Source organism: Paenibacillus sp. J22P51, assembly GCF_059692215.1.
The window spans coordinates 66,822-87,684 of the sequence record NZ_JCAUAZ010000013.1 but is presented as its reverse complement, the minus strand read 5'-3'; the positions used below and the strand labels follow the sequence as shown (position 1 = coordinate 87,684).

The following is a 20,863-nucleotide window of genomic DNA, read 5'->3' as shown; positions in this document are numbered from 1 at the left end:
ACAATGAGATATTGTGCATCCATCCCCGCCCTGTTACTTTGCGTCCTGCTCTTAACTGGCTGTTGGGATCGAACTGAAGTGAATGATATGGCCTTTATTATAGCGGCAGGAGTCGACAAAAGCTCAAAGGATGACATTGAAGTGACCGTCCAAGTATTCATACCGAATCCTGCTGCTGCTTCTGGAGAAGGAGGTGGTGGGCAAGGTAATGTTTATACGGCTTCAATAATAGGACATTCCATGCCGGATGCTTTATCGGAATTGCAAAAGAAGTTTCCCCGCTATTTCTCTTGGGGGCATGCCAAAGGGTATTTTTTTGGAGAAGAGTTGGCCCGAAGCGGGATGTTTGATGATTTCGAATTCTTATTCAGGGATATTCAACCGCGGGAACAGGCCAATTTCTTTGTGTGTAGAGGAACGGCCAAAGAACTGTTAAACGCGCAAAATGATCCCAATTCTTATGAAACCTTAATTAAACTTTCGCAAAAGCCATTGATTCAAGCTGCTACCATGCATGATATTGAGGAAGCGTTAAGTGGAGAATCGGGGTCCTTTTTACTGCCGGTTGCGAATAGAAGCAAATTGATATCTAATGAATCCCAGAAATCGATTATTAGTGTGGAAGGCATGTCGGTCATTCAAAAGGGGAAGCTAGTAGGCTTTCTAACTCATGAATCGCAGATGGGGGTTCGTTTGTTTATTCCAGAAAATCTTGGCCGGAATATCACGCTCACTGAACAAGAAGATGGTGGGGAAATCGTCATCAAAATCATAACAACTGATGTTGAGCTCCATCCTTCGATTGAGAATGGTATTTGGAAAATGAAGGTTCAATTGAAATTAGAGGCGGATGTTGTACAAAATTCAACACATATAAGCCTTGCCAACGGTTCGGATAATATGAAAAAGCTAGAAGAACCTTTTAATAAGAAAATAAAGCAAATTTTGACCAATACCTTACAACAATTACAAAAAGAACAAAAGGCAGATGTACTCGGCTTTGCCCGGGCTTTTCATAAAAAATATCCGCGTGAGTGGAAGCAAGCCAAAGGTGAGTGGAGTACGATCTTTCCAACAATGGACGTTCAGCTGGATGTGAAAAGCAGGATCCTTCGACCGGGTGTATCCAATTACTCTATCATAACTGCTCAATAAAAGTAGAAAGGAGTGTAATCAATGAGTGATATGGCGTTATCGAATCGACAAATTTTCTGGATGATGGTTAGCATGCAAATTATTATGACCATGCTTCTCACGATTTCTCCAGCTGCTCAACTCGCGAAACAGGATGCTTGGATTTCCATCATGCTCGCAACATTGGGAGGGATACTCATTGCTTATATTTCTGGAAAGCTCAGTACGATTTTTCCTGGTCTGACATTAGTTGAATTTAATCGAATTTTACTAGGTAAATGGGTAGGCGGATTGATTTCAGCCCTCTACATCATATTCTGGGTTGTTACTCTCACTGTGATATTGAAACAATTCAGTTTGTTTATTACGGGGACAATTATGCCCAAGACTCCCCTCTGTGTCATTGAGCTGCCGATGCTTCTTGTTGTACTTTATCCTACATTACATGGGGTGGGCGTGATTGCACGTATTTGTGAAATTACAGGACCTATTATTTTACTTTGTGTGGTAGGTCCCATGTTTCTGAGTATCAATCAAATGAAGTGGGACCGACTAAATCCAATTCTCTCGGATAATAGCGTGAGTTCATTACTGCACGGGGCGCTTCCGACAGCGGCTTTCTTAGGGGATTGTATCATGATCATGATGCTGATCGCTTTTGTTAGCAAGGGGAAGCACACCGTTCGTCATGCCGTAGGCGGCGTTATGCTCTCAGGTATACTTACAATACTATCTATGATTGTCAGCATCTTGATGTTTGGTCCTAACGTTACTGCTGGTTACCCTTACCCGATGCTTATGATTGTCCGCTCGATTTCCATTGGCGGGATTATTGAGAATTTGGATGCCATCGTAGTTACAATCTGGATCATGAGTATTTTCACCAAATTGGGCCTCTATTTATTTATTGCAAGCTATGGAACGACACAGTTGTTGGGATTACGTAATTGGAAAGTAATAACATGGATTATCGCTATTTTCGTTATGCTCTTTTCCTTTATACCCGTTAACTATGAGGAGATATCGGTCATTTTTCTCCATAAGATGGCCGTACCTATCATATTTCCCGTTATTATGTTCGGTGGTCCCTTGGTGCTGCTTCTGTTAGCGTTGATGAAACGTAAGAAGCTGAAACCCGTGCCCCGGGGATAATTACTTAGACCCACAAAGAAGTGCCCCATCTTGGATGCCAAGACAGGGCACTTCTTTGTATATTAAATATGTTAAGTAACCGGCTCCTTAACCTTTCTAGCTCGTGGCTTCGCCGCGGGTTTCTTCTCCGCTTTCTCCTCAGTCACGGAAGCATCCGTGCCAAGCGTTACTTTGCCATCGGATGGTTTGGTTGCATTTAAGCTGGCTTGAAGCGCAGACATAAGGTCGATAACGCTTGTCTTTTGCAGTTGAGGTGCGGTCTGGATTTCTTCACCAGCGACTTTATGCTCAATCGCATCAAGTAAGCGAGCACGATACTCGTCCTTATATTTCTCGGGTTCAAAAGGGGTGGAGAGCTGATTAATCAGCATTTTGGCCATCTCCATCTCCCGCTCATTCACCGTAACCTTCTCGGGAAGGTTCGGTACTTGCGAGATCGGACGGATCTCATCCGGATAAAAGATGGTTTCCATCGCTAGGCAATTCTCAATGACACGAATAGCGGCCAGGGAGCTTTTGGAGCGGATCGACACCTTGGCGATACCGATTTTGCCTGTTTGGCGCATGGAATCGAGCAGCAGCATATAAGCACCAGCACCCGTATCTCCGGGACCGAGGTAGTAAGTCTTTTGAAAATAAACCGGGTCAATATCTGTTAAATTTACGAAGTCCAAAATCTTAATTTCCTTGTTTGCTTCTCCGGAGATTTCCTCAAGCTCATCCTTTTCAAAAAGAATAAACCGACCGGACTCATACTCGTACCCCTTCGAAATTTCCTCCCATTCAACCTCTTTCTCGCAGGTCTGACATTTCCGAACATAGGATAGCGGGGTAATACAAGTTTTGTGAATATAGCGCATAGAGATATCTTTATCCTCTGTGGCTGAAAACATTTTAACAGGAACATGAACAAGTCCGAAGCTAATCGCGCCCTTCCACACGGTATGCATAGATAGCGTTCCTCCCCCAACATACGTAATTGTACTAGTATTCTCTTGATGCATAACCTTTATACGGCAGCATTTAAGAGAATGGTTAGTGGGGAGATTGGAGAGTTTATAAATGCAACATGATAACCCAAATAGCGAACCTAAGGAGGGATTACGGATGGCATCAGAGGCAAATTTGTCGCAAGATACGAGCAATGAAGGTAAGGATGATTGTTTCATGGACATTGATCGTATGATTAATGAGGGGCTTGGGGGCGGCAACGTCACCATGCATAATGGTTTAATTGACGAATTCACCACGGATACGATGGCTGCTCCGGAATCCGTACTGGATGAACCATGAATGTTCACCGTGCTCAGGAAATTTTAGCTGCAGATGAGAAAATTGATGTGGATCTGAATGGGTTGGCTGTCTGGATTGACAGTGTAGACTCAAATAAAGGTCTCGTCAAAGTACATGCGGAAGGAAATCCCGCAGATGCTCGGGTCGTACCAGCTAGAGAGCTTGAAGAGGTACACTAAAGGTCCGCATGGGCAAAATTAGCCTTCCCCGATTGCTGAATCGGGGAGGGCTTTTTCAGTTTCGATTGACTTCGAAAGAGGTTTTCCAATTGACAGGTTGCTGTCACCTGCTGGCGAGGACTATAATAGAAGCAGCACGCGCACGCGGAAGAAAGGGATGAGATCATTGACTCAATCCACATATAAGTTCCATTCTCAGCATGAAGCAGATACAGATAAATTGGGAACCCTATTATCAACATATTTACAACCAGGCACGGTATTCACATTAGACGGTGATTTGGGTGCGGGAAAAACGAGATTCTCCCAAGGCTTCGCAAGGGCAATGGGGATTTCGGAGCATGTTAACTCGCCTACATTTACCATTATCAAAGAATATGAGGGAGCTGGTCTCCCTTTCTACCATATGGATATGTACCGCATTTCGCAAGAGGAAGCAGATGAGCTGGGATTAGAGGATTACTTCTATGGGGCAGGCGTTACGTTGATTGAATGGTCAAGTTTAATTGAGGATTTGCTGCCACCCGACAGATTGAGTATTAGGATCACCCAAGAGGCTGATCAGACCCGCGTATTTCACCTGACTCCGCACGGTTCGCCGTACGAGAGCTGGTGTTTACAGATGAAGGAGAACGGACATTTACATGATGGAACGGATGAATAATACAGGTCGATGCTTAGCGATTGATACCTCAACATCGGCAATGACAGTGGCAATTTTGGAAAATGGACACTTGCTCGGGGAGATTAGCTCCCACGCGGAAAGAAATCACTCTCTGGGATTGCTTCCCCACATACAAGACTTACTCTCTCGCCTAGGAATGAAGCCGAGGGATCTTCGTTCGGTTGCTGCCGGTCAAGGACCAGGCTCTTATACGGGCGTACGTATTGCTGTTTCTGTAGCCAAAACATTCGCATGGTCGCTAGGACTAGACCTGATAGGTGTATCCAGCTTAGAGGCGATGGCTATTGGTGGTTCTGTACAGAACGACTATGAGGGGGCGGGATTGACTTGGGTCGTTCCATTAATGGATGGAAGACGTAAACAAGCTTTCACGGCTGTATATGCTTTTGAAGGAGACACAGCTATTACAGCAGAACGAGAGCCGCATGTAAGTTGGCGGGAAGTACTGCCTGACGGCATTCGGGTTATCGGAGCGTGGACGGAGCAAATCCTAACGTTAGCTAGTACTAGGGCACCTGAACATATCCTGTTTGTCGGTGAGACGGCGGGTTTTTCAGATGAGCTTGAGCAGTTTGCGAAGGATTTTGAAGGTTCCGTAAGTGTGATTTCGTATGGGATGGAAGCGGAGTATATCGGACTGCTGGCCTATCCAAGATTAGCAAGTGGCGAGAAGGCAGACGTTCATACCTTTGTCCCGAATTATACAAGGCTTCCAGAAGCGGAAGCGAATCTGCTGGCTGGCCTGCAGACGAAGAGAGGAGAGCATTGATCATGGAACAGAGACAGCCGCATGCCATAGAGAATTCGTTGGTATTCCGCTCGATGACCATGGAAGACATTCCTTTTATTTGTGAGATTGAGCAGGAAGCGTTCACGACACCTTGGACCCGAGGTGCATTTGAGAATGAGCTGACGAACAACCAATTTGCGCATTATATGATTATGGATATTGAAGGCGAAGTAGCTGGTTATGGGGGCATGTGGTTAATCATGGAGGAAGCACATGTTACGAACATCGCCGTAAAACATACCTATCGAGGCCGCAAGTTAGGCGAAAGACTGCTGCGCGAGTTGATGAAAACATCAGCTTTCCTCGGTGCAATTCGCATCACGCTCGAAGTAAGAGCTTCGAATTATGTTGCTCAAAATTTGTACGAAAAGCTTGGCTTCCGCTCTGTTGGTGTGCGTAGAGGCTATTATACGGATAATCGCGAGGATGCCGTTGTCATGTGGGCAGACCTGCCCAAACGTAGAAAGGATGGTCTCAGTGACTGAGGCTTTCAGATAGGTGAATAATGTGAGTAATGAAGATCAGGTACAGCTAGATAGAGAAGAACAAAATACAACCTCAGCAACAAAATCGGTGTATATTCTCGCCATTGAAACGAGCTGCGATGAAACCTCCGTGGCCATTGTTGAAAATGGGAAAATCATTCGTTCTAATGTGATTTCCAGTCAGATTGAAACGCACCAACGCTATGGCGGCGTTGTGCCAGAGGTGGCTTCCCGGAAGCATGTGGAGTCCATCACATGGATGCTGGAGGAAGCTGTTACGGAAGCTGGCGTTTCTCTTCATGAGTTATCCGCCATTGCTGTAACGGAAGGCCCCGGGTTGATCGGGGCCCTGCTCGTTGGCGTCGTCGCGGGCAAAGCACTCGCTTGCGCCCTAGACCTCCCGCTGATTGGTGTTCACCATATTGCGGGACATATTTATGCGAACCAGCTCGTTCATGAGCTGGAATATCCTTCGATGTCACTCGTCGTGTCCGGCGGACACACCGAGCTCATTCTGCTCGAAGGCCCCGGCCAGTTCCGTATCATAGGGCGCACGCGCGATGATGCGGCCGGCGAGGCCTACGATAAAATTGCCCGGGCAATGGGATTGCCTTACCCGGGCGGGCCACACGTGGATCGGCTTGCACAGGAAGCCGATTCCGAAATCAAAATGCCTCGCTCCTGGCTCGAGGCAGATTCCTACGACTTCAGCTTTAGCGGATTGAAATCCGCGGTGCTGAACGTCGTCAACCAAAGCAAAATGCGCGGCGAAACCGTTCAGGTCGCGCAGATTGCGAAGGGCTTCCAAGCATCCGTCATCGACGTGCTTGTGGAGAAAGCGAGCCGCGCCGTGAAGGAATACGGCGCGAAGCAGCTCTTACTCGCGGGCGGTGTCGCCGCGAATAAAGGGCTGCGCAGCAGGCTAGCCGAGCGCTGCGAGCAGCTGGATGTGCCGCTGCTGGTGCCGCCGCACCGGCTCTGCACGGACAATGCGGCGATGATAGGCGCCGCCGCTTTTCTCAAGTGGGACAAGCAGGAGTTCGACTCCATGGAGCTGAAGGCCGAGCCGCAACTCAAGCTGGAAGAGTGGTAAATTTGTTTCCTCCCCACCCGTGTGATTACTTCAATGAGTTCAATTTGGTGGTGAAACTTTTTTTGGCAACAGGCTTAAGACCTCTTGAAGTGATTAGTTAGAAAAAATCGAACTAAATTGAATCGAGTCGCCCCCAAGTATGGATTAATTCGATTTCACCGAACTATTTAGTCGATTTTCGGGGTAACAGCTGATTTAGGGCATTTTAAGTGGGGGAAATCGAACTAATGACCGTAATCTCTTCTGACTGTCGTAAATAAGCAGGGGAAATCGAACTAAATCAGCTTCTGCTCAAATACCGCACTTACTTTCAGAGCGTTCCAATATTAACGGGTAGGCGAATAAAATAAATATTCAGACAACAGTATTGACTTTGAAAAAAGTGCATATTATAATCACAATCAATACTTTCAAACGCAACGAACGGGAATAGTAAGGCATGATCAGTTTCGCTCAGAGAGCTGTGCGCTTGGTGAAAGCACAGACGAAACGTCACCTGAACTCGCCCGGGAGCGGTAGGACTGATAAGGATGCCAAGGATCCAGCACCCAAGTAGGTCTTGACGGTTGACCCCCGTGATCAGGTACATGAGTGGTTTCGAGTGTAACAGCTCGGATCAATTAGAGTGGTACCGCGGAAGGTTCAAGCCTGTCGTCTCTTTTATAGAGATGGCAGGCTTTTTTGGTTGTTCTGAAACTGATCTGAACTTGGCAAAACACATATAAATAACGCGATGAACAAGAGTAGTAAGGACTCACTTCTCCGGTACAGAAAGCTGCGGGTTGATGCAACGCAGACCGAGAACGCCCTGAACTCGCTTGGAAGCGGTCATCCTGATCGGCAGTAGTAAGCTGTTAGGGATGAACGGATGACCTCCGTGATCGGGTGATGTAGCGAGCAGCTTGCTGGCTATATCTGAGGTGGGCTCCTTGACGGAGTCAACAAGAGTGGTACCGCGTTGGGTAAAGACCCGTCGTCTCTTATGTAGAGATGACGGGTCTTTTTGTCGTCTGTGGATAGTGAGCTGCAGCCACTGCACACATCTGATAAAACACGCCGCATCCCACGAATTCTCACGCTGTAACGATGAAAATCACGCTTACAGCGATGAAAACCCGTAGATCCGATTGAATCACACGCCGTAGTGATGAATTTCATCACTACAGAAGCAGAAAAGCCAGCAACATCACCTGTAGTGATTAAAATCACGCTTACAGTGCGGTAAACCTACCAAACACGGCTAAACCACGCATCGTAGTGATGAATATCATCACTACAGAAGCCCAATCAGCACAATCCCATTCTGTAACGATGAAAATCACGCTTACAGAAAATGACACTAGGCGATACGCCGCCATACAATTTCACAGCCCCATACGGGCTTACCTTGAGGAGGAATTAACCATGGAAAACAACACAAATACCAACAGACGCATTCGCATTTTTGATACGACGCTACGAGATGGCGAGCAGGCACCGGGCGCGTCCCTCTACCCAGAGGAGAAAATCCGCATCGCGAGACAGCTTGCTGTCATGGGAATCGATACCATTGAGCCGGGCTTCCCGATCTCAAGCCCTGGTGATTTTCAAGCGGTGCAGCAAATTTCACGCGAACTGCAAGGTGTAGAGATCTGCGGCTTCGCGCGCGCGGTCAAAGCGGATATCGATGCAGCGGTCAAAGCTACGCAGGACGCGGCATCCAGACGCATTCACATGTTCCTGTCCTCGTCGGACATCCACCTGGATTTCCAGCTGCGCAAATCGCGCCAGCAGGTTGTGGAGATGGCTCGCGCCATGGTCGGCTATGCGAAGCAATTCGTCGATCGGATTGAATTTTCGCCGATGGATGCGACGCGTACAGGCGATGAGTTCCTTTTTGAAGTGCTGGAAGCTGTCATCGCTGAAGGTGCGACTATTCTCAACATCCCCGACACGGTGGGTTATGCCCTTCCGGAGGAGTACGGTGCGATGTTCCGTAGAGTACGCCAAAGTGTTAGAGGAGGCGATACGGTAGAGTATAGTGCACATTGCCATAATGATCTGGGGCTTGCCGTTGCCAACAGCCTAGCGGCCATCGCCGCAGGGGTCACGCATGTGGAGGTAACTGTAAACGGGGTCGGTGAGCGTGCAGGCAACTGTGCACTTGAAGAGCTTGTCATGGCGATTGAGACACGGAAGCATTCGATGGGCGTGGAAACGGGTATCGTGACGAGTGAGATTTTTAACACGTCCAAAATGGTTAGCCGCATCATGGGCTTCCCGATTGCCTATAACAAGCCGATTGTCGGCCGAAATGCCTTCCAGCACGAAGCGGGCATCCATCAGGATGGACTGCTGAAAAACCGCAATACGTACGAGATCATGGATCCTGAAAAGCTGGGGATCCCGCGCTCCATGATTATTCTTGGTAAGCATTCAGGTCGTCACGCACTGAAGCATCGCGTTGGACAGTTTGGCATCGAGCTTACGGGCGAAGAACTGGATACACTTTATACACGTTTCAAAGAAAAAGCTGATGAGCAGAAAATGGTCACAGACGACCAACTGATGGAGCTTGTAGGCAGCACAGTCGATGGGCAAATGGAGCCATTCACACTGTCACATATGCAGGTTATTTCGAGCAGTGATCGCAATCGTGTTGCCTCTGTATCGGTTCGAAATAATCAGACGGGCACAGAGAGCGTCTACTCCGGCACAGGGGAAGGTCCGATTGAGGCTATCGTTCACTGTCTGCAACAAGCGATCCCGATGGAAGTGGAGTTCTCTGATCTTGAGCTGCATTCGCTGTCCACAGGAGAGAAAGCGACCGGTGAAGCCGAAGTCACGATTTCTGTTGGCGGTCAAACTTTCAAGAATACAGGGATCGATCAAGATGTCCTTGTTGCGGTAGCCAAAGCGTTCATATCAGCGTGCAATCAAGCCATTCGGATGCAAAATAGTGTAACGACCGAAGCCCCATCGACGGTGATAACAGCTTCGTAATCTATAGATTTCGTCCCATGCCCCTAAATTGTAAGAAAACTTAGATATATACACGGCTTGTGAGCAAAGTTATACACATACCCTGTGTACAATGTGTATAACTCACAGAAAACCCTATCTATCAACCTTTTTGAAAGGGAGTTGTAAGGGATAACTATTTCACAAAAAAATGTGGGTAATGTGGATAACCTTGTGGAAAAATAGGGGGAAGACTGATGGGGGGCGGAAAACGCCTCCCTTTTTCGTGGATAACGTTGTGTATAACTAAAAAGGGTAAAATTAAGATTAGATGAAATTATCGGAACAATTCGTCATTATTTTGCTGTGCATAAGAAGGCTCTGGCATGGAGAAAGGTAGGCGCTAAAAGGTGCGGTCAATGAAATGCGCTATGAAATCTGCCACTCCTGTGGGTAACTTTGAACATTTTGTGAACTTGTCCACAGGACTGTAGTGGATGAAGGCTCCTATTCGATGCGTAATGGTTATCTCTTACTGCGAACAGGAGCATTGCAAGCAAAAATCTAAATCCGACTGTAAATGTTGATTCTAAAACTTACGCTTGGTCTCCATTTCTTGGTATAATGGCTTCATAAATATATTCATGTTCATTAACAAAGAAGGGCAGGATGTAGTAGAAGATAGATGATGGATTACATACTATCAATGATTTATTCTTTTGCTTTGCCCGCGGCTATGACGTTTTGGCATTGTTTTGCTTCTTAGTTTAGTTATGTTAGGGAGGGATTCCATATCGAAAGAGAACTTGCATTAGAAATCGTTAGGGTTACGGAACTTGCTGCATTGGCAGCTTCCAGGTGGATGGGAAGAGGCGATAAGAATAACGCAGACGGGGCTGCTACTTCGGCAATGAGGGCTATGTTCGACTCGGTATCCATCAAGGGCACGGTCGTAATCGGAGAAGGGGAGATGGACGAAGCTCCGATGTTGTATATTGGGGAGCAAGTAGGCAATCAGGATGGCCCTGAGGTAGACATCGCAGTCGATCCCTTGGAAGGAACGGAACTAGTGGCGAAGGGAATCAACAACGCTTTGGCTGTTGTCGCTGTTGCAAGCAAGGGGAATTTGCTGCATGCTCCGGATATCTATATGGAGAAATTGGCTTGCGGACCTTTATTGAAAGGACGGCTTCGATTATCTGAGCCATTAGAGACAACATTGCTCAAGGCTTCTCAAATTTTAAATAAATCGATATCAGAGTTAACGGTCGCTATTTTGGATCGGGAAAGGCATGCCAATCATATGCAAACGCTGCGACGCTTAGGGGTGCGTATCAAGCATCTCAGTGACGGAGACGTTGCCGGAGCTATGGCACCGGCTTTTCCAGAGTCAGGCGTTGATCTATATGTAGGTTCTGGAGGGGCACCGGAGGGAGTGCTTGCAGCAGCAGCATTATCATGTCTTGGCGGTGAAATACAAGGCCGATTAATGCCATCTTCTCCGGAAGAAGAAGAGCGTTGCCGGAAAATGGGGCTGCAGGATCCATTTAAGATCTTGTCGATGGAAGACATGGTTGGCGATGGTGATGTCATTTTCGCGGCAACGGGTATAACACCTGGTGATTTTTTGGGCGGGGTGCTTTTTTTACCTGGACATCGTGCCGAAACACAATCTATCGTCATGCGGGCAAAAACAAAAACGATTCGCCATATCCGAACAAGTCACTTCTTGCCTAATAAACCATTTCTAAATCATGTCTAACTAAAGTTCTGCAGAAATAAAAAAGTTTGGTTGAAATTTCAACCAAACTTTTTTGCATATAAGCATTTATTGGTTCACAGGATAATTCGGCTATATGAGTACTTCCCATTCTTCATAACAAGCCGCAAGTGAACTCTTACGCTTATCAACCTCAGCCGTCTTTTCCTGAACAAGCATATAGTCGTTATACACAGCCGGATCAGCAAGCTCAGCTTCAAGCGCTGTAACTTCCTCCTCAAGACGAGCGATATCCAGCTCTAGCTGTTCCAGCTTCCGCTGACGACTGCGTTCTTCGCGCTTAGCCAACTTGTCCGCTTCGTAACTGCCACCACTGGCAGGTTCAGCTTTCACTGATGACGATGACGATGAACCGGAAGTGGAGCTGCCAGCCGCTTTCTTCTCAGCCTCTTTGACCAAACGTTTCGCGTCCATTTCAGCAAGCTCCGCTTTTTTCTCTACATAGTCGTCGTAGTTGCCGAGGTAGCTCGTTAAGCCATCCTTTTGTAGATCAAGCATGCTTTCCGCCATTTTATTGAGGAAATAACGGTCATGTGAGATGAATAGTAGAGTGCCCTCGTAATCCATCAAAGCTGATTCCAACACTTCTTTACTATATAAATCCAAATGATTGGTAGGCTCATCGAGAATCAATACATTTGCTTTTTGAAGCATGAGCTTGGCAAGGGAGACGCGGGCTTTTTCCCCGCCGCTCAAGGCAGCGACCTTCTTGAACACGTCCTCGCCGCTGAAAAGAAAGCTGCCTAGCACGGTGCGAATACGAGCCTCCTCGAGATGAGGATAGGTGTTCCACACTTCTTCCAACACGCTGTTGGACGGATTTAGACCTTTCTGCTCTTGATCGTAATAGCCGATCGTGACGCCAGCCCCCCATTTGAACGTACCTGCATCTTGCTTATGTTGACCAATTAGGGTCTTGAGCAGGGTGGATTTCCCGACGCCGTTTGGTCCGATTAGCGCAGCGGTTTCTGAACGACGAAGCTGGAAGGAGACGCCATCTAGGAGACGTTTTTTGCCATCGTACGAAAGTGATAGTCGGTCTACCTGCAGGACTTCTTTCCCCGAGGTTTGCTCGATCTCGAAAGAAAACGAGGCTCGTTTCAAATCGCCCATCGGCTTATCCAAACGGTCCATTTTCTCCAATTGCTTACGACGCGACTGGGCTCTCTTCGTTGTCGAAGCACGTACAATATTGCGCTGCACGAAATCCTCCAGCTTCGAGATTTCTTCCTGCTGTTTTTCAAACTGTTTCAATTCAATTTCATAATTCGCTTCTTTAATTTCGATAAAACGGGAATAATTGCCCGTATACCGTTTGGAGGCATGGCGTTCAATTTCATAGATCGACGTTACCAGCGCATCAAGGAAATAGCGGTCATGTGAAACAACGAGAATTGCACCTGGGTAGCCGCGTAAATAGCCTTCGAGCCACGTCAATGTGGCGATGTCCAAATGGTTGGTAGGCTCATCGAGCATGAGCAGATCGGGTTCCTCCAGCAGCATTTTAGCTAGAGCCAATCTCGTTTTCTGCCCTCCGCTGAGGGTGTTGACGGGCGTGTCTGGAGAGAACTGTCCGAAGCCCATCCCGTGCAAAATGCCGCGAATTTTGGCCTCAATTTCATAGCCGCCATGCTCACGAAACCATTCGGAGCGAAGCGCATACCGATTCATGGTGGACTCATACTTTTTCTCATCAGAAATGAGATCAGGGTCAGCCATCTGGGCCTCCAGCTCACGCAGCTCGCGTTCTGTTTCTAGTAAAGAACTGAACACGCTGAGAAGCTCGTTCCATATGGATTTGTCTGTGTTAAGTCCGCTGTTTTGCTTCAAATAGCCGATTTTGGTTTCCTTCGCTTTGAATAGATCGCCGCTATCATAGGACATTTCACCCGCGATGATTTGAAGAAGGGTAGACTTCCCAGCGCCATTGACACCGACTAGCCCGATGCGTTCCCGATTTTCGATCTGAAGCGTTATATTAGAGAGCACTGAGCGTACTCCGTAGCTTTTGGATATGTTAGAAACTTGTAATAGCATGTTGCTGCTACCTCCTGCGATTTAGATACATATTAATGTAAGAACCTTTTTAAGATCACCTTAGGACGGGAATTCGATCCCATCAATTCATTAGTATACACGAAGTGAGCACGCAACGTATGGTTAATTTAGGGATGGAGTGACTAGGTGTTGGTGGGAAAACAGCGTGTTAAATGACCTGAAATAAAGCCTATTCGACAGCGTCTCCCGCACGAGTATAGTTTTTTACTTTATTTATGTTAAAATGGGGGAAACCACTCCTCGCTAGGAAGGGCTGTAGCTTATGATGAACATCCGAGAGCGGAAAATAGAATTACGCAAGGAAATGGAAATACGACGTGCTTCGATTGTTGCAGAGACACGTGACGAGAAGCAACAGCTGATAAACCAGAGAATGGTGAAGCTATGTTCAGATAAGCTGTTTGATCAGGGGCAAGTACCGTCCAATCCTCAGCCGACGCTGATGAGTTATATGCCTTTCCGTTCAGAACCGGACGTTGCGCCATTAATGGAATGGTGTTGGCAGCAGGGAATTCGTGTGCTGATACCGAAGGTAGTGGCGGATACGAAAACGATGAACTTGCATATCATAAGCCGTTATGAAGATCTCGAAAGTGGTGCCTATGGGATCAGAGAGCCGCGCAGCGATGTTCCGATTGAACATGATTTGGGTACGATTTCGATGATTGTCGTGCCAGGGTTAGCTTTTGATCTGGATTTCGGACGATTGGGATATGGCGGCGGTTTCTATGATCGCTTCATGCAACTATTCGCTGCGCGTGGTCTGAAAAGACCTTTTGCCGTTGCGGCTGCTTTTGATAACCAACTGATTCCTACTGTGCCCTCTTCTTGGCATGATTTCCGAGTGGATGGCATCGTAACCGAAAGTAAGATGGTGTTCAAATCAGAAACCTAATATAGAGGTGATTGCAATGCCCGATTCTTCACCATTGACGCATTTTAATGAACAGGGAAGAGCGCGAATGGTCGACATATCGGATAAAGATGAGACGAAGCGCACAGCGACCGCACGCTCTACCTTATTAATGAAGACAGAGACGCTTGAATTAATCCTGCAGGGTAAAATGAAAAAAGGCGACGTTCTCGCCGTGGCTCAAGTGGCTGGTATCATGGCCGCCAAGAAAACGTCTGACTGGATACCGATGTGCCATCCCATTGCCTTAACTGGGGTAGATATTCAGTTCTCGAATAATGGCATCAATGAACTATACATAGAAGCAACTGTACGAACAACGGGTCCTACTGGGGTAGAAATGGAAGCATTAACGGCTGTTTCCGCCGCGGCATTGACCGTGTACGACATGTGCAAAGCTGTAGAAAAAGACATGATCATTAACTCGACGCTGCTTGTTATGAAAACAGGCGGTAAAAACGGGGATTTTCACAGGCAAGACAATAAAGCGTGATGCGTCACGCCGGTTAGTGGGTTGATCTCATTCAGTGAACACAAGGGAGAGGTGACGAAGGATGCACTGGAAAGTTGCGATTTTGACAGCCAGTGACCGCGGTTACCGAGGAGAACGAGAAGACACTAGCGCTCAGGTAATCCGCGAGCTGATTGAAGAGGAAATTCAAGGCGAGATCGTCGAGTATCGGGTGGTTCCCGACGAGATGGACGAAATTATGGCTTCATTAATAGAAATGACAGATTATTATCAAGCTGATTTAATTCTAACAACAGGCGGAACCGGCCTGGCTCCGCGGGATGTCACACCAGAAGCAACGCTCAATGTGATTGATCGGGTTGCACCAGGATTTGCTGAAGCGATGCGCATGATCTCGATGCAAAAAACGAAGAAAGCGATGCTTTCCAGAGCCGTCTCTGGTATTCGCGGACGTACGCTGATCATTAATTTGCCTGGCAGTCCGAAGGGTGTTCAAGAGAATTTGATGGCGATTATTGATCAGCTTCCTCATGCGCTGGGTATTCTGACAGGCAAAGAAGGCGATCACGGGTGAGCAGAGTGAGGAACGCAAGACAGGGCAAGAGGGTGACTCATGATGAGTAAAGACACTTCTATGCTGCGCGAGGTGAAAGTGGAAGATGCGATCGGGATGATTCTGCCGCATGATCTCACGCAGATTTTGCCAGGCGAGTTCAAGGGCCGTCTGTTTCGCAAAGGACATCAGGTAACGGAGGCTGATATTCCTGCCCTGCTGAGCATCGGCAAGGAGCATATCTATGTGATGGAGCTGCAGCCCGGCTATCTCCATGAGGATGAGGCTGCTTTGCGCATGGCGAAGGCGATAGCGGGGACGAATGCGAACACGGATCTCAAGCTGACCGATCCGCATGAGGGCAAAGTGAACGTGAAATCGGAGATTCACGGCTTGGTGAAAATCGATAAGGCGTTCGTGGACAGTGTGAACGCCATCGATGAGGTCGTGTTGTCGACGATTCGCAGCAACACGGTCGTTCAGGCAGCCGCTTCGCTGGTCGGTACGCGGGTGATCCCGCTGATCGTCGACGAAGCGAAGATTGTAGAGGTCGAGCGCCTTGCGGCCGCTCGCCGTGCAGAGGGCTTCACCTTGTTAGAGGTGAAGCCGTTTCGGAAGCTGCGCGTCGGCGTTATTACGACGGGCAGTGAGGTCTTCAAGGGCCGAATCCAAGATAAATTCGGCCCGGTTGTGAAAGAGAAGGTCGCGCAGCTCGGCTCCGAGGTTGTAGACCAACGCTTCGTGTCGGATGACAGCGAAGCGATTGTGGGTGAGATCCACGCGCTTGTGGCGCTGGGCGTGGATCTGGTGTTGGTCACGGGCGGCATGTCCGTGGACCCAGATGATCGCACGCCGGGTGCGATCAAGGCGGCCGGCGCCCGCGTGGTCAGCTATGGCACGCCGATGCTGCCGGGCTCGATGCTAATGATCGCCTATCTGGGCGATCTGCCGATCATGGGCTTGCCGGGGTGTGTGATGCACGACCCGTACACGTCCTTTGATGTGCTGCTGCCGCGCATCTGCGCAGGCGAGGAAATCGTGCGTAGTGACATCACGGAGATGGGCTACGGCGGGTTCTATCAGTGTTAGAAGAGAAAATGTGATGGGCAGATTCCTGCTCTAATAATTAAACAACTCTTGTCACTGGATTTATCCAGTCATTTTCCTTTTTTGTAGATGATATAGCCCCTTCTATTGGATTTATCCACTCAGTATGATTAAAATAAGCCATATTTCGGGCTTTACCGGGAACTATATTGGATTTATCCAATGAAAGTTCCTTTTCGAGCGTTAAATGTGAGATTTTAATGGATTTATCCAATGAGTATACTGAGGCTTCCTTAACTTGCATTTCTTTATTGACTTACTGTATTCATAACGCAACACATAATGGAGATGAAGTCCATGTTTCAAAATATAGGATTCACCGAGCTTTTATTGATTGCTGTCGTCGCTTTAGTCGTGTTCGGACCGCAGAAGCTTCCGGAAATTGGCCGGATGCTTGGTAAGACATTAAGGGACTTCAAGCAAGCCACGAACGAGCTGATGAATGATGAGGCGAAAACACCGCTCGCATCCAAAACGCCAATTGTACCAGACCCGATTACACCAGTTGAGGTAGCTAGCGTGGTTGCACCAGCTGACGATTCTATTGCTTCACTTACGCAGTCACAACAAGGCTCGATGAGCACGGAAGCCGTGGCTGAGCCTTTAGGCTTACCAGAAGTGAAACCTGCGGTGACATTCGTAACCAACAAGTCTTCGGAGGTTGTTCAAATTGCCGGTTCGCCGGTAGAAGCTGCAGAGGCACTGACCTCGCCAGCTGTGCCCTCGGTGACACAAGCAGCAAGCGATGTGTTGTCCGCCGCTCCTGCACAAGCCTCGGCCCCTACCCCGGCGCCAGCGCAGCAGCTAGGCAGCACTAGCAATCTCCGGAAGTTGCCGGATTAATATTTGATTTGTAGCATAGCAAGTGGTTCAGCCATAGGGGTTGTATCCACAAGATTAGGTAGGTGAAATCAGTTGAAAAATGAAGAAATGTCACTCGTAGAGCACCTTGGTGAGCTGCGCAAACGAATCATGTGGATATTAGTTGTATTGGTCATTGGCATGGTCAGCGGACTCATTGCTGCGAAACCCGTCATTCGTTATCTTAAAAGTATCCCGCCAGCGAGAGATATTGGTTGGAATGTGTTCTCTCCGTGGGATGCGTTGCGTTTGTATATGAATTTTGGTTTAGCTGTGGGTCTTCTCATTACACTGCCCGTTATTCTGTATCATATATGGGCTTTCGTTAAGCCAGGGCTGCGGGAAACGGAGCAGAAGGCTTCGATTATTTATATTCCTTATGCATTTGTACTTTTTTTACTTGGACTTTCCTTCGGGTACTGGGTTGTTTTTCCGATGGCGTTTTACTTTACTTCGTCCATCAGTAAGAGCCTTGAAATTACGGAGATGTATGGTGCGGCGCAGTATTTTACATTTATGTTTAACATCATTCTTCCGCTGGCCTGTGTTTTTGAGATGCCCATCGTGGTGATGTTTCTCACGAAGATTAAGCTGCTGAACCCAAAGCGCCTGCATAAGTTTAGAAGGTATGCTTACATGCTAATGGTGATACTGGCCACCGTTATTACCCCGCCCGATGCGATTTCCGCCATTTTAGTTTCGGTTCCGCTCATTATTTTGTATGAATTCAGTGTCTTTATGTCGGGGTTCATCTATCGAAAACAGCTTGCGAACGATGCCGCTTGGGAGCTGGAGTTTGGTCCTAAATGAGAAAACCTCTATCGAGGCAATTCTAAGATGAGCGGCCGCGTTTATAGGTAGGTTTTATCGCCAATAAGAAAGCTGATTTCGGGAACCGAAAACTTATATTTTCTTATGTGGAAAAGAAATGCGTAAAAATAGTCTGCCTTCCGGGTAGGCTATTTTTTTCATTTTCATAGGGAATATTTGGTTATCATTTGGGTAGAATGAGGGGGGTGTCCAAAAGAATGAAAATTGTGTAAAAGGACTTGCAAATTACTCCCAGAATGAGTATCATAAGAGGTGTTGTTAGCACTAAACACATTCGAGTGCTAATAAAGAAATATAACCAAGACCAATTTTCTAAAGGAGGCTATTTTTCCATGATCAGACCGTTAGGTGATCGAGTTATCATTGAAGCCGTTGCGAAAGAGGAGACTACAGCAAGTGGCATCGTGCTGCCAGATACAGCTAAAGAAAAACCACAAGAAGGTAAAGTTGTAGCCGTTGGCGCTGGTGTGTTGAAAGATGGCGTACGCGTTGCGCTTGAAGTAAGCGAAGGCGACCGCATCATTTTCTCCAAATACGCTGGAACTGAAGTGAAATACGAAGGCCGCGAACTGTTGATCTTGCGCGAAAGCGACATTCTCGCTGTATTAGCCTAAGTTAGAGCAGTATATAGATCGGCTAGACGTTTTAACAATTTATATCTAGGTTTTTAATTAGAGGAGGTTTCCTATCGTGGCAAAAGATATTAAGTTCAGTGAAGACGCACGCCGCGCGATGCTTCGCGGGGTAGATGCTTTGGCAAATGCCGTTAAAGTTACACTAGGTCCAAAAGGCCGTAACGTTGTTCTTGAGAAAAAATTTGGCAGCCCGTTGATCACAAATGACGGTGTTACTATCGCGAAAGAAATCGAGCTTGAAGATGCTTTCGAAAACATGGGAGCTCAACTTGTTAAAGAAGTTGCTACCAAAACAAATGATGTTGCTGGTGACGGTACAACAACTGCAACGGTACTTGCTCAAGCTATGATCCGTGAAGGTCTGAAAAACGTTACTGCAGGCGCTAACCCAATGGTTATCCGCAAAGGTATCGAGAAGGCTGTTAAAGCGGCTGTAGAAGAGCTTCAAAAAATTGCTAAGCCTATCGAAGGCAAACAATCCATCGCACAAGTAGCGGCAATCTCTGCTGCTGACGAAGAAGTAGGCGAATTGATCGCTGAAGCTATGGAAAAAGTAGGTAAAGACGGTGTTATCACAGTTGAAGAATCCAAAGGCTTCTTGACGGAGCTTGAGGTTGTAGAAGGTATGCAATTCGACCGTGGGTACACATCCCCATACATGATCACAGATACGGATAAAATGGAAGCAGTTCTGGACAACCCGTACATCTTGATCACTGACAAAAAAATCTCGAACATCCAAGAAATCTTGCCTGTTCTTGAAAAAGTGGTTCAATCCGGTAAACAACTTCTGATCATTGCTGAAGATGTTGAAGGCGAAGCACAAGCAACACTTGTTGTGAACAGACTTCGTGGCACATTCACTTGCGTAGCTGTTAAAGCTCCAGGTTTCGGTGACCGTCGTAAAGCGATGTTGGGTGATATCGCTGCTCTAACAGGTGGCCAAGTGATTACAGAAGAGCTAGGATTGGATCTGAAATCCACAACTCCTGATCAATTGGGTAGCGCTCGTCAAATCCGTGTTACTAAAGAAAATACAATCATCGTTGATGGTGCTGGTAACCCGAAAGATATCGCAGCTCGCGTTACACAAATTCGTTCCCAATTGGAAGAAACAACTTCCGAGTTCGATAAAGAAAAACTTCAAGAGCGTTTGGCTAAACTTTCTGGCGGCGTAGCTGTTATCAAAGTTGGCGCAGCGACTGAAACTGAATTGAAAGAGCGCAAACTTCGCATCGAAGATGCTTTGAACGCGACTCGTGCAGCAGTTGAAGAAGGTATCGTATCTGGTGGTGGTACTGCCCTAGTTAACGTATACAACGCAGTAGCGAAAGTAGTAGCAACAGGCGACGAGCAAACAGGTGTTAACATCATCCTTCGCTCCCTTGAAGAGCCAGTTCGCACAATCGCAGCTAACGCTGGTCAAGAAGGCTCCGTTATCGTTGAGCGCTTGAAAAACGAAAAAGTAGGCATCGGCTACAATGCAGCAACTGGACAATGGGTAAACATGTTCGAAGCTGGTATCGTTGACCCTGCAAAAGTAACACGTTCCGCACTTCAAAACGCAGCATCTGTTGCAGCTATGTTCTTGACAACAGAAGCGGTTATCGCTGATAAGCCTGAGAAAGAAAAAGGCGGCATGCCTGATATGGGCGGCATGGGCGGAATGGGCGGCATGATGTAAGAAGCTCGTCAGAGCTTCTGCGCATGCAGTGAGAAAAGACTCCTTCGGGAGTCTTTTTTTACATTTAAATCACGAAAAGATCACATTACTTGATTCGAAATAGAATGTATGTTCGGTTATTAATTAAAAAATAAAAGCCCATCGGGCCTAGTGCTTTTGTTTCAGTAGGTATAGGTCTTCTTCGGTTTTGGAGATCTTGTCCCTTTGAAAGTCTAGCC

20 protein-coding genes and 2 other annotated features are annotated in these 20,863 nt (G+C 47.2%); of the genes, 18 read left to right on the top strand and 2 right to left on the bottom strand.

Translation table 11 applies throughout. The features are described from left to right. Nucleotides 1-3 precede the first annotated feature (3 nt). Together AC58QC_RS23345 and AC58QC_RS23340 are read left to right on the top strand one after the other, a co-directional pair. Nucleotides 4-1,155, top strand: a complete 1,152-nt coding sequence (locus AC58QC_RS23345; protein ID WP_497417442.1) for a Ger(x)C family spore germination protein — start codon at nucleotides 4-6, stop codon at nucleotides 1,153-1,155. Between the two features lie 21 nt (nucleotides 1,156-1,176). Continuing rightward, entirely contained in the window at nucleotides 1,177-2,286 is a 1,110-nt protein-coding gene (locus AC58QC_RS23340; protein WP_497417441.1) for a GerAB/ArcD/ProY family transporter, read from the top strand. A gap of 71 nt (nucleotides 2,287-2,357) precedes the next feature. Here AC58QC_RS23340 and ku read toward each other — a convergent pair whose 3' ends face one another. Continuing rightward, nucleotides 2,358-3,236: a non-homologous end joining protein Ku gene (ku, locus tag AC58QC_RS23335; RefSeq protein ID WP_497417440.1), complete on the bottom strand. Its 879-nt coding sequence runs from the start codon at nucleotides 3,234-3,236 to the stop codon at nucleotides 2,358-2,360. 157 nt (nucleotides 3,237-3,393) lie between these two features. Here ku and AC58QC_RS23330 point away from each other — a divergent pair, with 157 nt between their 5' ends. The 8 genes from AC58QC_RS23330 (at nucleotide 3,394) to glpX (ending at nucleotide 11,513) form a co-directional block, all read left to right on the top strand. After that, a complete protein-coding gene (locus tag AC58QC_RS23330) occupies nucleotides 3,394-3,579 on the top strand; it encodes a hypothetical protein (protein ID WP_497417439.1) in 186 nt (61 codons plus the stop codon). Further along, a complete protein-coding gene (locus tag AC58QC_RS23325) occupies nucleotides 3,576-3,758 on the top strand; it encodes a small, acid-soluble spore protein, H family (RefSeq protein ID WP_497417438.1) in 183 nt (60 codons plus the stop codon). The genes AC58QC_RS23330 and AC58QC_RS23325 overlap by 4 nt, the downstream gene beginning before the upstream one ends. Before the next feature lie 157 nt (nucleotides 3,759-3,915). After that, complete coding sequence (tsaE, locus tag AC58QC_RS23320) at nucleotides 3,916-4,422, top strand: tRNA (adenosine(37)-N6)-threonylcarbamoyltransferase complex ATPase subunit type 1 TsaE (protein ID WP_497417437.1); 507 nt, start codon at nucleotides 3,916-3,918, stop codon at nucleotides 4,420-4,422. Then, complete coding sequence (tsaB, locus tag AC58QC_RS23315; protein ID WP_497417436.1) at nucleotides 4,403-5,212, top strand: tRNA (adenosine(37)-N6)-threonylcarbamoyltransferase complex dimerization subunit type 1 TsaB; 810 nt, start codon at nucleotides 4,403-4,405, stop codon at nucleotides 5,210-5,212. The genes tsaE and tsaB overlap by 20 nt, the downstream gene beginning before the upstream one ends. A 2-nt stretch (nucleotides 5,213-5,214) precedes the next feature. Further along, entirely contained in the window at nucleotides 5,215-5,718 is a 504-nt protein-coding gene (rimI, locus tag AC58QC_RS23310; RefSeq protein WP_497267547.1) for a ribosomal protein S18-alanine N-acetyltransferase, read from the top strand. Between the two features lie 22 nt (nucleotides 5,719-5,740). Next, nucleotides 5,741-6,811, top strand: coding sequence for a tRNA (adenosine(37)-N6)-threonylcarbamoyltransferase complex transferase subunit TsaD (gene tsaD / locus AC58QC_RS23305; RefSeq protein WP_497417435.1), 1,071 nt, complete (start codon nucleotides 5,741-5,743; stop codon nucleotides 6,809-6,811). Nucleotides 6,812-7,221: 410 nt separating this feature from the next. Beyond that, nucleotides 7,222-7,473, top strand: a binding site (T-box leader). A 62-nt stretch (nucleotides 7,474-7,535) separates the two neighbouring features. Beyond that, nucleotides 7,536-7,795: a binding site (T-box leader), on the top strand. Nucleotides 7,796-8,215: 420 nt separating this feature from the next. Then, nucleotides 8,216-9,793: a 2-isopropylmalate synthase gene (locus AC58QC_RS23300; protein ID WP_497417434.1), complete on the top strand. Its 1,578-nt coding sequence runs from the start codon at nucleotides 8,216-8,218 to the stop codon at nucleotides 9,791-9,793. Nucleotides 9,794-10,544: 751 nt separating this feature from the next. Further along, nucleotides 10,545-11,513 carry a class II fructose-bisphosphatase gene (gene glpX / locus AC58QC_RS23295; RefSeq protein ID WP_497417516.1) on the top strand — a complete coding sequence of 323 codons (969 nt, stop codon included), beginning with the start codon at nucleotides 10,545-10,547 and terminating at the stop codon, nucleotides 11,511-11,513. 90 nt (nucleotides 11,514-11,603) lie between these two features. Here the strand turns inward: glpX and AC58QC_RS23290 are convergent, their stop codons facing one another. After that, the gene (locus AC58QC_RS23290) at nucleotides 11,604-13,568 is read right to left on the bottom strand and encodes an ABC-F family ATP-binding cassette domain-containing protein (protein ID WP_497417433.1); all 1,965 of its coding nucleotides are present in this window, start codon (nucleotides 13,566-13,568) and stop codon (nucleotides 11,604-11,606) included. 283 nt (nucleotides 13,569-13,851) lie between these two features. On the opposite strand from AC58QC_RS23290, the gene AC58QC_RS23285 reads away from it, so the two are divergent. The 8 genes from AC58QC_RS23285 (at nucleotide 13,852) to groL (ending at nucleotide 20,645) form a co-directional block, all read left to right on the top strand. Further along, complete coding sequence (locus tag AC58QC_RS23285) at nucleotides 13,852-14,484, top strand: 5-formyltetrahydrofolate cyclo-ligase (protein WP_497417432.1); 633 nt, start codon at nucleotides 13,852-13,854, stop codon at nucleotides 14,482-14,484. A 16-nt stretch (nucleotides 14,485-14,500) separates the two neighbouring features. Beyond that, nucleotides 14,501-14,995 (top strand): cyclic pyranopterin monophosphate synthase MoaC, encoded by a 495-nt coding sequence (moaC, locus tag AC58QC_RS23280; RefSeq protein WP_497267538.1) that lies wholly within the window; start codon nucleotides 14,501-14,503, stop codon nucleotides 14,993-14,995. A gap of 61 nt (nucleotides 14,996-15,056) precedes the next feature. Next, nucleotides 15,057-15,548 (top strand): molybdopterin adenylyltransferase, encoded by a 492-nt coding sequence (gene mog, locus AC58QC_RS23275; protein ID WP_028553851.1) that lies wholly within the window; start codon nucleotides 15,057-15,059, stop codon nucleotides 15,546-15,548. Nucleotides 15,549-15,590: 42 nt separating this feature from the next. Continuing rightward, nucleotides 15,591-16,616 (top strand): molybdopterin-binding protein, encoded by a 1,026-nt coding sequence (locus AC58QC_RS23270; protein WP_497417515.1) that lies wholly within the window; start codon nucleotides 15,591-15,593, stop codon nucleotides 16,614-16,616. A gap of 315 nt (nucleotides 16,617-16,931) precedes the next feature. Further along, on the top strand, nucleotides 16,932-17,477 hold the full coding sequence (locus tag AC58QC_RS23265; protein WP_497417431.1) for a twin-arginine translocase TatA/TatE family subunit: 546 nt from the start codon (nucleotides 16,932-16,934) through the stop codon (nucleotides 17,475-17,477). An 87-nt stretch (nucleotides 17,478-17,564) separates the two neighbouring features. Beyond that, entirely contained in the window at nucleotides 17,565-18,305 is a 741-nt protein-coding gene (tatC, locus tag AC58QC_RS23260; RefSeq protein ID WP_497417514.1) for a twin-arginine translocase subunit TatC, read from the top strand. Nucleotides 18,306-18,658: 353 nt separating this feature from the next. Beyond that, nucleotides 18,659-18,940, top strand: a complete 282-nt coding sequence (gene groES, locus AC58QC_RS23255; RefSeq protein ID WP_497417430.1) for a co-chaperone GroES — start codon at nucleotides 18,659-18,661, stop codon at nucleotides 18,938-18,940. 76 nt (nucleotides 18,941-19,016) lie between these two features. Beyond that, nucleotides 19,017-20,645: a chaperonin GroEL gene (gene groL / locus AC58QC_RS23250; RefSeq protein WP_497417429.1), complete on the top strand. Its 1,629-nt coding sequence runs from the start codon at nucleotides 19,017-19,019 to the stop codon at nucleotides 20,643-20,645. Nucleotides 20,646-20,863: the final 218 nt, after the last annotated feature.